Here is a 14,875-nt window from a genome sequence, read left to right as displayed (position 1 = left end):
TTTTGTGAGGTGAATATACGAAAAAATAAGGGTTTACAAGGTAAAATGTTGTTTGGTACGCTTGTTGCCAAAGTGGCATTGAAATGTTAATTATAATAAAAGTACAATGGACAAAATAATCAAAAAGAAAAAGTGGACAACGAAAAAAATCTCTTATACCGCAGTAGGAGTGGTTGTTTTATGTGCTGCCATCTATATCGGTTTTTCAGAAAGAGGATCAAAGCTTAATATTAATCCTGATAAGACTACATTTTCGATGGTGAAAAGAGGGCAATTTCAAGAGTATATTGTCCAAACAGGAGAAATAGTACCCAATGGCACCTATTTTCTGGATGCTATCGAAGGAGGAAATATTACTGAGGTGGTAAAAGAAAGTGGTGCAATCGTAAAAAAAGGAGATGTAATTGTTGTATTAGAGAATGCCAATTTAAGACTTAATGTTTTGAGTCAAGAAAATTCGTTGAACGAACAAATCAATAGAATTAGAACAACGAGATTACAACTGGATCAAAATTATCTTTCTCAAAAACAACAATTGGCTCAAATTGAAAATCAATTACAAATTTTGGGACCTCAGTTTCGAAGAGATAGCGTTTTGTTTTCAAAAGAATTGATTTCAAGACAAGCTTTTGAAAAAACACAGGCGGACTACAGGTATAATCTAAAAAGAAAAGAATTTACTTATGAGTCTTTCAAAAACGACTCTACATCCAGAGTTACTCAGCTTAGTCAGCTAAGGTCTTCAGAAATTAGTATGATGGAAAGTCTAACAGGAGTAAGACAAATATTAAGTAATCTGGTGATTAAGGCCCCAATAGACGGTCAACTTACTACTTCTCGATTACAAGAAGGTCAAAACATCAGTAAAAGCGAACGGATAGGACAGGTTGACGTGATAGGGAATTACAAGGTCAAGGTTCCTATTGATGAATTGTATTTGTCTAGGATTGATAAAGGTTTGGTAGCTAGTACACTGTATGCAGGAAAAGAGTATAAGTTAATGATCAATTATATCTATCCCAAAGTAGAAGATGGGAAGTTTGAAGTTGACATGAGTTTTATTGATGAGATTCCAGAGGGAATAAGAAGTGGACAATCACTACGATTGAAAATAGAACTAGGTAAATCATCAGAGCAGTTGCTTATTCCTGTAGGAGGTTTTTACAGAAGTACAGGTGGAAATTGGGTTTACGTTTTGGAAAATGATAATAAAGCCATAAGAAGAGAAATTAGATTAGGAAAAAAGAATTCAGAAAACTATCAGGTTCTAGAGGGATTAGATATCGGTGATAAAGTGATTACATCATCATATGATAACTTCGGAGATAACAAAATCTTGGTTTGGTAGGATTAATAACAACTAAAAAACAATTTAAAATGATAAAAGTAAAAGAACTTCAGAAAGTATACGTAGGCGAAGAAATTGAAACTTCGGCAGTGGATAAAATAGATATTGATATTCAAAAAGGGGAGTTTATTGCCATTATGGGGCCTTCGGGATGTGGAAAATCCTCTTTGCTAAATATATTGGGATTACTCGATAGCCCTTCTGGTGGAGAATACTGGTTTGGACAAGATGAGGTTTCAAGTTATTCTGAAAAGGAAAGATCAAAATTAAGAAAAGGTTCTGTTGGGTTTATATTTCAAAGTTTTAACCTTATCGATGAATTAACTGTTTTTGAAAATGTAGAATTACCCTTACTCTATATGAGGGTTCCAAAAGAGGAAAGAAAGCAAAAAGTAGAGGAAGCGTTAGAGAGAATGAATATTATGCATAGGAGAAATCATTTCCCGCAGCAACTATCTGGAGGGCAGCAACAAAGAGTTGCTATAGCCAGAGCAATTGTGGCTGATCCGGATGTAATTTTTGCAGATGAACCAACGGGGAATTTAGACTCTTCTAATGGTGAAGAAGTTATGAGACTATTAGAAGAGTTGAACGAACAAGGGACAACAATTGTAATGGTAACTCACTCTCCTAGAGATGCACAATTTGCTAATAGGGTTATTAATTTGTTTGATGGAAAAGTAGTAACTGAAACTGTAAACGCACAGTTTTGATGAGATATAGGTAAATCACACTATATCATCTAATAAGAACATAAAATGATAAGAACATATTTTATATTTGGTTTTTTGTGGGCATTCATAATTTTGGATATGAATGCTCAAGTGAAATTAAATTTAAATGAGGCTATTGATCTAGCATTAAAGCAGAATATCAATATTGAAAAAGAAGATAATAACCTTAAGGCGTCTGTAAAATCCAAAGTAAATGCTTTAGCTCGAGTGCTACCGAGTATTAATTTGAGAGGAGAAGGTTTTAATGCGACTGGAAGGAATTTTGATCAAACAACAGGAGTAGTTCGTACAGAAACGGGAGAATTTGTTAATGGAGCTGCTAATGTAAACTGGAATATTCTAAATTTTCTTGAAAATTATAGTAGAATAAGAATGTCTAACAATGACAGACACTCCAGAGAATTCAATTTAGAGGCTACAAGAGAGTTAACTACATTAAATGTTATTAATAGTTACCTTCAAATTTTGCAGAGTATCAAGCAAGATTCCATTTTGCAAAAATTCTATGATACTCAAGAAACAAACCTGGATAGAACCCAAAAAATGATTGATATTGGATCTTTACCAGGACAAGATTATTATACACAAAAGGCAGAGTTAAGTAGGATAAAATCCCTGCAGATAGCAAATAATAATATTGTCGAAAATGCAAAAAGAGAACTGTTGTTAATACTAAACCTACCGGCAAATACTGATCTGCAACTGGAAGATCATTCCGTAAACTCAGAGGCTTTCGATAATGAAAATGATGATTTGCAGAGTTTGTATAACTCCGCACTAATCAATAGGAAGGATTTAAAAAGTTTAGAATTTGACGTGAAGAGCAAAAAGAATCAGATATCTGTTTCTCGATCATCATATTATCCAAACATTAGATTATTTTACAATTATGGGTCCAACTATTCATCTTTTGCGGATCCGTCATTTAATGATCAGTTTTTTGATTTAAATATCACACAAACCTATGGTTTAGCAATCCAAATTCCCATATTTAACGGTCTAAATAGTCGAACGGAAGTGTATAGATCTGTAGTAGAATTTAAAAATGCAAATCTGGATTTAGAGCAGTTCAAAAACAACGTATTGGTCGAGATTGCTAATGTAAAAGGAAACATTAAAGCTGCAGAGGAAACAAAAATCTACCGAGAAGAACAGATGAAAGCCACAAAAGTTGCTTATGAACTTCAAAAAGAAAAGTATTATCTGGGTGATGGGACACCTTTGGACTTAACTTTAGCACAAAGAGATTATATTGAGGCAACTTTATTATTAAACCAAATCAATTATCAATTGATATATAATAGATTTGAACAAGATTATTTCGCAGGGAATATTAGTGTTGCCCGATCAAGAGGTATGATGTAAATCTATTCTTCCATTTAATTTACTCTCAATTTTCGTACTTCAAAAAAATCCGGTTTATAGCTAGCAAGCATTTCTTTAAAGACATTGTTATTTAAATAACGGTACTAAAAACTCCGTACTGTTGAAAATAGCAAATTACATTCAGATCATTACCTGAGTTAATTACCGACACCAGCTTTCTCAAATAGCAGAAATCAACTATAGGATCACCTTCACCAGTAAGCTTTATCAATAAAACTTTCTGGTGGAGGTGATTTCATTATTAAATCAGAATTCTTCGACAGTATGGTCTAAGTCTTAATGGACCTAAAATGATTAAGAAAGTTTAAACAAAAACCAAAATTTTTTAGAATGAAAAAAAAACGTTTAAAAACACTTTCATTTAAGAAAGAAGTGATTACTAAGTTAAACCAAAATCAAGTTCGAGGAGGACGTTTAGTAATTGACAAAACCACTACCAATCAGGATACAGAAAGAAATTGTACTCAAGGATGTTCTTTGGGAGGTACCTGCGGAGGAGGATCAGCGATATGCTAATGCTTTCTAACCTAAGAAATTAAGTTTTCTTAGGTTTCCTTCCTTAATTAAAGATGACCCCTAACCACCATAATATAATAGTGTTTTATGTCATGATGATGGTGTTAAGAGTTACTATACTTTAAATCTAAAATCATTAACTGCATATTATTAAAATTTATTCAGCATGAAAAAAATAAGAAAAAACAATCTTAGTATAGACAAGTGTACGATTGCTAAGTTGAACTACTCCAAAATAAAAGGAGGATATCCAAAAGCTTTTGCAACACAAAGTGATCAGCAAATAACGGGGTGTCAAACGAATTGCAAATCTGAAAATTGTGGAACAAATTATCAATAGTAAATAAAATTAGGAAGTTTCTGTTTTTTAGTTTTTTGGGAAGGGAGGATCTAATACTAGGTCTTCCCTTTTTTTATGATAAACGAATATTATTTCCTTTAATTTGTATAAAAGTACCTAAGGAAATGATTAAGAGAGTAGTTTTAAGTGTTTGTGTCCTCATTTTTAGTGCCGCTTGCGTTGAGCAAAAATCTGAGGATCTACGTATTGCTGTCTCTGCAAATATGCAATTTGCCATTGATGATTTGGTTGCGGCTTTTAAAGAACGCACAGGAATAACGTGCCAGGTAATCATAGGTTCTTCGGGTAAACTAACGGCCCAAATCAAAGAAGGAGCTCCGTACGATATATTTGTCTCTGCAGATACTAATTACCCCGATCAATTATTTAAAGAAGGGTATACGATGTCAGCTCCAAAAATTTATGGATATGGGAAATTAGTGGCATGGTCCAGATTGGATAGTACAATACCTTTGCTTCCACTTTTAACAAGTCAACAAGTACATCATATTGCCATTGCCAATCCCAAGTTGGCACCTTATGGTAAGGCAAGTGTTGAGGCTTTAAAAAAAATGAAAGTTTATGATGATATTAGGGAGAAGCTGGTTTTTGGAGAAAGTATCCTCCAAACCAATCAATTTGTGATTTCTGGAGCTGCAGAAGTTGGTTTTACTTCAAAATCTGTAGTTTTATCAAATAAAGTTAAAGATATAGGGAGTTGGGTTGCTGTAGACCAAAGAGATTATAAACCTATTGCTCAAGCCTTGGTGGTTATTAAACACGAAGGAGATCAACACGAAAAAGCCGAAAGGTTTCAGGAATTTTTCTTTACCAATACCGCCAAAACAATTCTGGAAAAATCTGGTTACGCTATAAATAGTAAGGAATGAACAGCTTAAAAGGAACAATAAGTGCCATTGAAAATAATGATGGAATATCTTTGATAACGGTCAATTTGGGCACAACAATATTTCATGTGCTGATTATAGAAACCGAAGATGAAACGACGTATCTTCGGGTAGGAAATACAGTGAAACTGATTTTTAAGGAAACCGAAACTATATTAGCTAAAACTGATAAAAATACTATCAGTATCCCGAATACTATTTTAGGACAAGTATTGACGGTACAAGAAGGAGTAATTTTGTGTAAAATTAGGATAGATATTAGTGTGGCCAAAATTACTGCTGTAATTACCAGAGTGATGCAGGATCAGTTACAGTTTAAAACGGGAGATACAGCCACTGTATTGATAAAAGCATCAGAAATTATGTTATCAGAATGATAGATTGGCAACCTTTGATATTAACCTTTAAGTTGGCATTAATTACAACATTTTTGCTTTTTATCTTATCGATACCTTTATCGTATTGGTTAGCATACACAAAGTCTAAAATCAAACCTATTGTAGAAACCTTGGTAAGTATGCCTTTGGTACTACCACCAACAGTACTTGGTTTTTATCTATTGGTCGTTTTTAGTCCTAACAGTTGGCTGGGAGGTTGGATACAAGAGTATTTGGGAATTCAATTTATCTTCTCTTTTCATGGTTTGGTATTGGCTTCCATGATGTATAGCCTGCCTTTTATGGTTCATCCTATACAATCCGGTCTTTCGGGGCTTAGTTCCTCGTTGACGGAAGCTTCTTATGTATTGGGAAAATCAAAACTGACTACGCTTTATAAAGTACTTCTTCCCAATATAAAACCTTCTCTGCTCACAGGCATTGTGCTGGCCTTTGCGCACACTATCGGAGAGTTTGGTGTAGTGCTAATGATAGGAGGAAGTATACCCCAAAAAACCAAAGTGGCTTCTATAGCAATTTATGAAGAAGTAGAAGCTCTAAATTATGATACAGCAAATGTGTATTCACTGATTTTGTTTGCTATAGCATTTTGTATTTTACTGTTCGTTTATGTTGGGAATGGCGGATATTTAAAAAGATTTTGGAAATGATTCATGTCAACATACAAAAAAAGCTACAGGGGGCTATGAATGAGATGGTACTTGATGTAGATTTTACCATTGAACACGGATCTTTTGTTACACTCTTTGGAGCATCTGGAGCGGGAAAAACATCTATACTCCGTATCATTGCCGGCTTAATGCGTCCTGATGCAGGGCAAATCAGTGTGGGCCAGGAAAAATGGTTTGATAGTGAGAAAGGCATTGATCGCAAACCGCAAGAAAGAAAAATTGGTTTTGTCTTTCAGGATTATGCCTTGTTCCCGAATATGTCGGTAAAAGAAAATTTACTTTTTGCATTAGAAAAGAATCAAGATCCTCAAATTGTAGAAGAATTAATTCAAATTATTGAATTAGAAGATCTACAACATCGTAAACCTGAAAAATTATCGGGCGGACAAAAACAACGAGTAGCTTTGGCTAGAGCTTTGGTGCGTAAACCAACAATTTTGATGCTGGATGAACCCCTCTCTGCACTGGATGCCAAAATGAGAGCTAAACTACAGGATTATATTCTTAAAGTCCATAAACAGTTCAATTTAACCACTCTATTGATTAGTCATGAAGTGAGCGAAGTCATAAAAATGTGTGATCGTGTCTTTATGATCGAGAATGGACACATTGCGAAAAATGGAAAACCCATGGAGGTGTTTGCCAATCAAAAGTTAAGCGGGAAATTCCAATTTTCTGGAGAAATTGTTGAAATTTTAGAACAGGAAATAATTTGTATCGTGACCGTATTAGTGGGGGTGAATTTTGTAAAGGTAATTGCTGATAAAGAGGAAATTAAAACCATGAATATTGGAGACAAAGTATTAGTAGCTTCAAAAGCTTTTAATCCGGTGCTTCAAAAAATTGAATAGAAGAATTGGTGTGTGCTAATCGTACATATCTTGTTTGTGCACCTGGAATGGTTAAATAAAACCTAAGAACAGTAAAGGATACACTAGGATTTGTATATTGCTATCAAGCAAAATTGTAAGAACATTACTAGTAGATGGCACAATCATTATTGTTTATACCAGATATTTCGGGGTTTACACATTTTATTCAAAATACCGAGGCAGAACATAGCCAACATGTGATATCCGAATTATTGGAAGTTCTTATTAATGCAAATACACAAAATCTTAAATTGGCAGAGGTAGAAGGAGATGCCTTGTTTTTTTATAAAGTAAATGAAATTCCTTCACAAGAAAAGCTATTAGCGCAGATAGAAACTATGTTTACTGCGTTTTATAGTCATTTGAAACTGCTAGAAAAAAATCGAATTTGCCCTTGTAATGCCTGTGCTACTGCTCCAAATCTTCAATTGAAAATTGTGGTGCATTCTGGAGAGTTACAGTTTATAACTGTACAGGAGAAAAGAAAACCATTTGGGCAGTTTGTGATCGAAGCACATCGATTGCTTAAAAACTCAATTCCTAGTGACAATTATGCTTTAGTAAGCAATTCGGTTTGCGAAATGATAGGGCTGACAGAATCATATCAAAGTAAGTTATATAACTTTAATAAAAGTAGCGATCGTTATGATGATCAGGATATTGGGTATTTGTTTTCAGAAATAGACAAAGAAAAACTCAAATTAAAACCTTTTGCGATCCCAGAAGAAGTAGATTTTAAATCCGAGTCTTGCATTGTACTTGAACGTAATTTTACTATTCCTGCAAATGAATTATTGGAATATATTACTAATTATGCATATCGACATTATTGGGCAAAGGGAGTGGATAAATTTGAGTATAATCCTGATGAGGTTACTCGATTAGGCACAGAACATGTTTGTGTAATTGATGGTAAAAGACTCAATTTTACTACAGTGACCAAAAAAGCTGAAGCTGATGAAATTGTCTACGGAGAACGCACTAATGATGTACCAATTGATGAGTTATATCAATTTTTTATTATTACTCCCATCTCGAACGCTAGTTGTAAGTTAAGAGTAGAAATGTATCTGAGAGCTAGGTCTATTTTTAAAAAAATATTGATTTCGTTGGTGCTCAAAAAGGCATTCAGAAAATCAATGAATACTTCAATAGATAACTTAGAGACAGCGGTAAAAAACCAATTGATGAAGGAAGTGGGTTAAAGGAGATTCAAAATCCGTTCAAGCTGCATCCCTCTAGAGCCTTTGATTAGAATGTGTGCGTTGCTGTTTGGGATATCTAAATGATTCGAAAAATCTTCAAAATTTTCAAACCTTTGTACACGAGTATCCGTACCCTTTGTCTTATAGAAATTACTACCGATTAAATAAATTGTATCGGTAGTAGTATTGGTAATTAAATCGGCAATCCTTTGATGTTCGATTTCTGCTTCAGTACCCAGTTCAAACATATCCCCTAAAAAGACAAGCTTGGTACCTCCTTCAAATTGATGAAAGTTATGGATTGCTGCTTCCATACTTGTAGGATTGGCATTATAAGCATCAAGAATAATCGTATAATTACCCTTTTTTATCACCTGTGATCTGTTATTGGTAGGGATATAGGATTCTATCGCTGTCTTAATTTTTTCGGCACTAATTTTGAAATAGTTTCCAATAGCAATAGCGGCGGCAATATTAGTAAAATTATAGGAGCCAACTAAATTACTTTTAATCTCTTGTTGTTGATAAGAAATCACTACATCCGGTGCTGCCTTTTTAAATTGAATTTGAACGTTGCTACCTGCATTTTTAGAAAAGCTAAAAGTATTCATACCTGTAGCGGCATTAACTAGTTTGGGATCGTCAATATTTAGGAAAATCTGTTTGTCGTATTTTTTTAGATGCCTATAGAGTTCCGTTTTTCCTTTTAGTACACCTTCTATACCTCCAAAACCTTCTAGATGTGCTTTTCCTATATTGGTAATATATCCGTAATCGGGTTTGGCAATCTCTGATAGTGTTGCTATCTCACCCTGATGGTTAGCTCCCATTTCAACAACCCCAATTTCGGTTTGTTTGTCCATCGATAAAAGCGTTAAAGGAACACCAATGTGATTGTTCAAATTTCCTTCTGTGGCTTTTATGTTGAAACTAGTAGAGAGGACGCTAGCAATCAGTTCTTTGGTGGTTGTTTTTCCATTACTACCGGTTAGTGCAATAATGGGTATCCCCAGATATTCTCTATGATATGTAGCCAGATGTTGAAGTGTTTCTAAAACATCTTTTACCAATATGTGTTTTTCTGAAGTTTTATAATTGGAATCATCTATTACCGCATAAGAAGCCCCTTTTGATAAAGCTTCATCGGCATAGGAATTGCCATCAAAATTTCCTCCTTTTAAAGCGAAAAAGATAGTGTTGTTTTTGATTTTTCGGGTGTCTGTTGAGATACCATCACTTTCTAAAAACAGCTTATGTAAGGTTGAAATTTTCATAAATACGTTGGTTTAGTATAGTAAAAAGCCCTGTACAAGTACTTTGCCAGGGCTTTTTCAATATAACGAACTTTAATATACTTCTATATTATCCTCTTGGTTTTTGGTGACGAGGAGTTTTCTTTCTTTTTGCTTTCGTTCCTACTCTAGACATTGCATTTCTGAAACCGATGTAATCAGTTGCCATATCCTGTGGAAGGAATCTACGCTGTGCAGGGTCTAACCAATATGCTCTGTCTTTCCAAGATCCACCTTTGTATACACGTACATTGTCGTCTACAATGGTTGTTCTTTTACTAGACTCATCATATCTTCTTTCTAGCTTGGTGCTATCCTCTGCATCTGGTCCTACATAATGAATTGGGGCGTTGTACATTCTTCTATTTGGAAGATTTTCATCTTGGTATCCTTCAAAATATCTAGAAGAGCTTTTATCACCATCTCTATAGTTTCTGTTGTCACTTTCTGTAAAATTAGTTCTCATATAAGTGTCCTCATCGGTGATAGGCACCTGAAGAATACCTCCTGGTAATACTCTCGAAATAATTTTACCGTTACTTAATGTATCATATACGATGGAGTCTGTCATTACAATTTTCACAGTACCATCAGGGTTGATAGCATTTTTGGTGTATACATTACCTCTATAGTAGTTAAAATCGTTGTATTCATCGTCTACAATAGGTCTGTATATATCGGCAACCCATTCAGCTACGTTACCAGCCATATCATATAAACCATAGTCGTTTGGATCGTAAGATTTAACAGGAGCCGTAATATCGGCACCATCATCACTCCAACCAGCTATTCCACCATAGTCACCATCTCCTTGTTTGAAGTTAGCTAATTGATCCCCACGAGTTCTTCTTTTTCCAGAACGCGTATATTTTCCATTCCAAGGGTATTTTTTTCTACCTCTATATATATTATAACTTCTGATTTCTACTAAACCTAAGGCTGCATATTCCCACTCTGCTTCTGTCGGTAGTCTATATTTTGGTAATAATAGACCATCCTTACGTTGTATGTATAGGCCAGTGGAATCGTTGTCTTTTGCATATCTTTCTGAGGCTCTACCACCGCGAATGGCTTCATCGTTACCTCCATATGTTTGTGAAGGGGCATTAAGATAAGTTTCAGTGTCGAAAGTACTTTCAGCAGAAACATCCTCAAATGGTGCATTTTCTCTGATTACACCTTCTTCTTCAAGAATTCTTTCATTAACTCGGTTGGTTCTCCAATTACTAAATTCAACTGCCTGAATCCAGTTAACACCTACAACAGGATAATCTGCATACGCAGGGTGACGCAGGTAGTTATTAGTCATCATTTCATTGAATCCTAAACGATTTCTCCATACCAAAGTATCCGGAAGAGCTCCGTAGTATATGTTTCTGTATTTCGGTTCGGTTGGAGGATAAACACCTTTTAACCAGTCTAGGTATTCCAAATACATAATGTTGGTTACCTCGGTTTCATCCATGTAAAAAGATTGTACGTGCTGTTGCGTAGGGGTGTTATTCCAATCGTGCATAACATCATCCTGTACTCGTCCCATGGTAAAAGTACCTCCTTCAATAAATACTAAACCGGGTCCTGTTTCTTGTTCTTTGTAGTTTGTTGCTACCTGAAAGCCACCTTCCTTGGAATTGTATTTCCAACCAGTGGCTCTAGAACTACTCCCATAATCGTTCTTCGAGCAACTAAACAATAAAACACTAACGGAAAGTGCCATTAGCGACTTAAAAATAAACGCGTTTTTCATAATCTTAAGTTCGTTAAAGTAGAAATTAGGGCTTGCAATATAACAATTAACGTTAAATTTACCCTAAAATTTTTAAAATATTATCAATTCACAATTTTTTATGAATTGCCAACGACTTTGGTTTAACGGAATAATTTGTGGTTTATTATTTATCATTTAAGAAAAACCTAAAAAAAGAAATACAATACAAAAAAAGGATTTTACAACAGTAAGCAATCACTAAATAGCAGTTTTACTAGTGGTTTAAAAAGGTATCAGACTCTTTAAAGTAAACGAAGTGATTTTTTTTAATTTTTTTTTAGGGTAAATCAAAGGTTGGGTGTAATAGAAAAGAAAGATAAACATAATAGTGTGGTTTTTTATCACGGATAATAATTAAATTGATTCAGTATTTTTGGGTACATTTAGAACGGTGTGTATTGAGATTTAAAGAAATCAACACCTGCCATATAAGATATTGGTAAATTTTACGTTAAGAAAAGAACGAGTTAAAAAAATTAAACAACACACACTTTTTTAATCACTAAATAACTATATATTTGTCAAACTCAATTTTTGCAGGTATGAAAAAAACAATTATTCTTGGTCTTGCTTCTTTACTGTTTTCTAATCTTACTATCAAGGCACAAGAAAATAGAGCCATTACCACAGCCACCCCATTTTTATTAATTGCAGCAGATGCTAGAGCAGCTGGTTTAGCTGATCAGGGGGTTGCTACTTCGCCTGATGCTTTTTCACAGCAGTGGAATCCAGCGAAATATGCATTCGCAAAAACAAAACAAGGTGTTGGGGTAAACTACACTCCTTATTTAAGTAATCTAGTAAATGATATCTTTTTAGGGAATCTTAATTACTATAATAGAATCAATGAAAGAAGTGCAGTAGCTGCAAGTTTCAGATATTTTAGTTTAGGAGATATTGAGTTTAGACAAACTGCTGACGGTGCTGCAAATACGCAAAGACCTAACGAATTTACCTTGGATGTGTCTTATGCGTTGAAGCTTAGTGATCACTTCTCTATGGCGGTTGCAGGGCGTTATTTGCGTTCAGATTTAAGATTACAAACCGAAAATGCAGATGATGCTAGTGCGGCAGGAAGTTTTGGAGTTGACGTAGCAGGTTTTTTTAGAAGTGAAGAGATTGCTTTCAATTCTTTTAACGGTAGATGGAGAGCTGGATTCAATATTTCTAATATTGGACCTAAAATAAGATATGACGATGCAGGTCAGGAAAACTTCATTCCAACTAACTTCAGAGTAGGTGGAGCTTTTGATTTCATCTTTAATGAGGATAACAGAATCACACCGACATTAGAATTTAGTAAGTTGTTAGTGCCTAGCCCTCAGGATTTTGATGGCGATGGAGATATCGATGCAGAAGATAATAGAGAGTATCAGGATATTAGTGCTTTTGGAGCAATCTTTTCTTCATGGGGAGATGCAGATGGTGGATTTAGCGAAGAGTTAAAAGAGATCACTTGGGCTTTAGGAGCAGAATATATGTATAGAGATGTATTTGCTTTCAGAGCAGGGTACTTTAATGAGAGTGAAGAAAAAGGAGCACGTCAATTCCTTTCTCTAGGAACAGGTTTCAGATACAATGTAGTTAATCTAGACGTGTCTTACTTGTTTTCAACATCATCAGTACGTAGTCCATTAGAAGGAACACTTCGTTTTGGTCTTACGTTCAATTTTGGAGACGAATATTACGATTAAATAGAATAGATATAGTATTCGAAAAAAGTATCAAGCCAATGGTTTGATACTTTTTTTGTTTGTAGTACCTTATGATCCCTTTTTTTGAAAAGAAAATCAAGACAGCATGAAGGAAATAAAAATTACTTCAGTATTACAGATTTATGATTCGTTTGATGAACTGCCAGAGGATATTCAGGATTTGATGAAAAAATCCATGGAGATTAGGGATAAAGCTTATGCTCCCTACTCAGAATTTTTGGTTGGTGCTGCGCTATTATTAGAAAATGGAGAAGTGGTTCTGGGGAACAATCAGGAAAATGCATGTTATCCTTCGGGATTATGCGCTGAGCGAACTGCAATTTATTATGCAGGGGCTAATTATCCGGATGTCGCAATCCAGAAGATGGCGCTTACTGCAAAATCCTTAAAATATAAGTTGGTAACACCAACTCCTCCTTGCGGAGCATGTAGACAAGCTATTGCAGAATACGAGGTAAAACAAAAAACGCCTATAGAGATATATTTTATGGGAGAGACAGGAAAAGTGGTGAAATCTTCCTCTTTATCTAATTTATTACCCCTTATTTTTGATAATTCGTATTTATAACGTTTTCGTAGATTTTATTGGTAAAACTGTTTTTCCCTTAATTTCGAATACCTTATTTTTGTTTTTCGTTCAGTTTTGAACGAAATCGGAAAAATTTAATAATTATCATTTTAGGTAATTAATTGTTACACTTATCAGCACAATTGTAAATGAAAAAAATAACCAAAGAAGTATACCTTAACTGGTATGAAGAAATGCTTTTCTGGAGGAAGTTTGAAGATAAACTTGCTCAAGTCTATATCCAACAGAAAGTAAGAGGGTTTTTACACTTGTATAATGGCCAAGAGGCTATCTTGGCAGGGGCTTTGCATGCCATGGATCTTACAAAAGACCGAATGATTACGGCATATCGTAATCATGTTCAGCCTATTGGTATGGGAGAAGACCCAAAACGAGTAATGGCTGAACTCTATGGCAAAGGAACCGGTACTTCGCAAGGTTTAGGAGGATCTATGCATATTTTCTCAAAAGAACATCGTTTTTATGGGGGACACGGTATAGTAGGAGGACAAATCCCTTTAGGTGCAGGATTGGCATTCGCTGATAAGTATCACAAAAGAGACGCTGTTACACTTACTTTTATGGGTGATGGAGCTACAAGACAAGGATCTTTGCACGAGACTTTTAACCTGGCAATGCTTTGGAATTTACCAGTTGTATTTTGTGTAGAGAATAATGGTTATGCGATGGGGACCTCGGTAGAAAGAACGGCAAATCATACCGATATTTGGAAATTGGGATTGGGTTATGAAATGCCTTGTGGTCCAGTAGATGCCATGAATCCTGTAAAAGTAGCAGAAGCTCTGGATGAAGCGATTACAAGAGCAAGAACGGGTGGAGGGCCAACATTTTTGGAGCTGAAAACCTATCGCTATAGAGGGCATTCCATGAGTGATGCACAAAAGTACCGTACCAAGGATGAGGTAGCAGAGTATCAAAAAATAGATCCGATTACTCAGGTGTTGGATATTATCAAAGAGAAAAAATATGCTACCGACGAAGAAATAGCAACAATAGACAAAAGAGTGAAGGATCGTGTGGCTGAATGTCAGAAGTTTGCAGAAGAATCACCATTCCCAGAAAAGAATGTGATGTATGATGTAGTGTACGAACAAGATGATTATCCATTTTTATCACACAAACCACAATAAATT

Annotated in this window: 15 protein-coding genes; 13 read left to right on the top strand and 2 right to left on the bottom strand. The window is 35.0% G+C overall.

Annotation, left to right across the window (positions count from 1 at the left end; all coding sequences use genetic code 11):
- The first annotated feature begins 106 nt into the window (after positions 1–106).
- The 10 genes from ACXAGJ_RS08795 to ACXAGJ_RS08750 all read left to right on the top strand — a co-directional run bounded on the left by ACXAGJ_RS08795 (position 107) and on the right by ACXAGJ_RS08750 (position 8,378).
- Positions 107–1,348, top strand: a complete 1,242-nt coding sequence (locus ACXAGJ_RS08795) for an efflux RND transporter periplasmic adaptor subunit (RefSeq protein ID WP_073316687.1) — start codon at positions 107–109, stop codon at positions 1,346–1,348.
- Positions 1,349–1,377: 29 nt separating this feature from the next.
- Positions 1,378–2,061 (top strand): ABC transporter ATP-binding protein, encoded by a 684-nt coding sequence (locus ACXAGJ_RS08790; protein WP_073316689.1) that lies wholly within the window; start codon positions 1,378–1,380, stop codon positions 2,059–2,061.
- Between the two features lie 45 nt (positions 2,062–2,106).
- Positions 2,107–3,447 (top strand): TolC family protein, encoded by a 1,341-nt coding sequence (locus ACXAGJ_RS08785; protein ID WP_474838970.1) that lies wholly within the window; start codon positions 2,107–2,109, stop codon positions 3,445–3,447.
- 351 nt (positions 3,448–3,798) lie between these two features.
- The gene (locus tag ACXAGJ_RS08780) at positions 3,799–3,984 is read left to right on the top strand and encodes a class I lanthipeptide (RefSeq protein ID WP_474838968.1); all 186 of its coding nucleotides are present in this window, start codon (positions 3,799–3,801) and stop codon (positions 3,982–3,984) included.
- A gap of 166 nt (positions 3,985–4,150) precedes the next feature.
- On the top strand, positions 4,151–4,324 hold the full coding sequence (locus ACXAGJ_RS08775) for a hypothetical protein (protein WP_474838966.1): 174 nt from the start codon (positions 4,151–4,153) through the stop codon (positions 4,322–4,324).
- A gap of 125 nt (positions 4,325–4,449) precedes the next feature.
- A complete protein-coding gene (gene modA, locus ACXAGJ_RS08770) occupies positions 4,450–5,214 on the top strand; it encodes a molybdate ABC transporter substrate-binding protein (RefSeq protein WP_474838964.1) in 765 nt (254 codons plus the stop codon).
- Complete coding sequence (locus ACXAGJ_RS08765; RefSeq protein WP_474838962.1) at positions 5,211–5,609, top strand: TOBE domain-containing protein; 399 nt, start codon at positions 5,211–5,213, stop codon at positions 5,607–5,609. The genes modA and ACXAGJ_RS08765 overlap by 4 nt, the downstream gene beginning before the upstream one ends.
- Entirely contained in the window at positions 5,609–6,280 is a 672-nt protein-coding gene (modB, locus tag ACXAGJ_RS08760) for a molybdate ABC transporter permease subunit (protein ID WP_474839009.1), read from the top strand. The genes ACXAGJ_RS08765 and modB overlap by 1 nt, the downstream gene beginning before the upstream one ends.
- Before the next feature lie 35 nt (positions 6,281–6,315).
- A complete protein-coding gene (locus ACXAGJ_RS08755; RefSeq protein WP_474838960.1) occupies positions 6,316–7,152 on the top strand; it encodes a sulfate/molybdate ABC transporter ATP-binding protein in 837 nt (278 codons plus the stop codon).
- Positions 7,153–7,286: 134 nt separating this feature from the next.
- Complete coding sequence (locus ACXAGJ_RS08750) at positions 7,287–8,378, top strand: DUF2652 domain-containing protein (protein WP_474838958.1); 1,092 nt, start codon at positions 7,287–7,289, stop codon at positions 8,376–8,378.
- On the opposite strand, the gene ACXAGJ_RS08745 is transcribed toward ACXAGJ_RS08750, so the two are convergent.
- Positions 8,375–9,652: a UDP-N-acetylmuramoyl-tripeptide--D-alanyl-D-alanine ligase gene (locus tag ACXAGJ_RS08745; protein ID WP_474838956.1), complete on the bottom strand. Its 1,278-nt coding sequence runs from the start codon at positions 9,650–9,652 to the stop codon at positions 8,375–8,377. The genes ACXAGJ_RS08750 and ACXAGJ_RS08745 overlap by 4 nt on opposite strands.
- 88 nt (positions 9,653–9,740) lie before the next feature.
- A complete protein-coding gene (gene gldJ, locus ACXAGJ_RS08740) occupies positions 9,741–11,417 on the bottom strand; it encodes a gliding motility lipoprotein GldJ (RefSeq protein WP_073316704.1) in 1,677 nt (558 codons plus the stop codon).
- A gap of 563 nt (positions 11,418–11,980) precedes the next feature.
- On the opposite strand from gldJ, the gene porV reads away from it, so the two are divergent.
- The 3 genes from porV to pdhA all read left to right on the top strand — a co-directional run bounded on the left by porV (position 11,981) and on the right by pdhA (position 14,872).
- Entirely contained in the window at positions 11,981–13,132 is a 1,152-nt protein-coding gene (porV, locus tag ACXAGJ_RS08735) for a type IX secretion system outer membrane channel protein PorV (protein ID WP_073316706.1), read from the top strand.
- A gap of 106 nt (positions 13,133–13,238) precedes the next feature.
- On the top strand, positions 13,239–13,721 hold the full coding sequence (locus ACXAGJ_RS08730; protein ID WP_073316708.1) for a cytidine deaminase: 483 nt from the start codon (positions 13,239–13,241) through the stop codon (positions 13,719–13,721).
- 149 nt (positions 13,722–13,870) lie between these two features.
- Positions 13,871–14,872 carry a pyruvate dehydrogenase (acetyl-transferring) E1 component subunit alpha gene (gene pdhA / locus ACXAGJ_RS08725; protein WP_474838953.1) on the top strand — a complete coding sequence of 334 codons (1,002 nt, stop codon included), beginning with the start codon at positions 13,871–13,873 and terminating at the stop codon, positions 14,870–14,872.
- Positions 14,873–14,875: the final 3 nt, after the last annotated feature.

It is taken from the genome of Aquimarina sp. AWH4_224, from assembly GCF_056160245.1.
The sequence above is the reverse complement of the archived record's forward strand: the minus strand, read 5'-3'. Positions and strand labels throughout refer to the sequence as shown.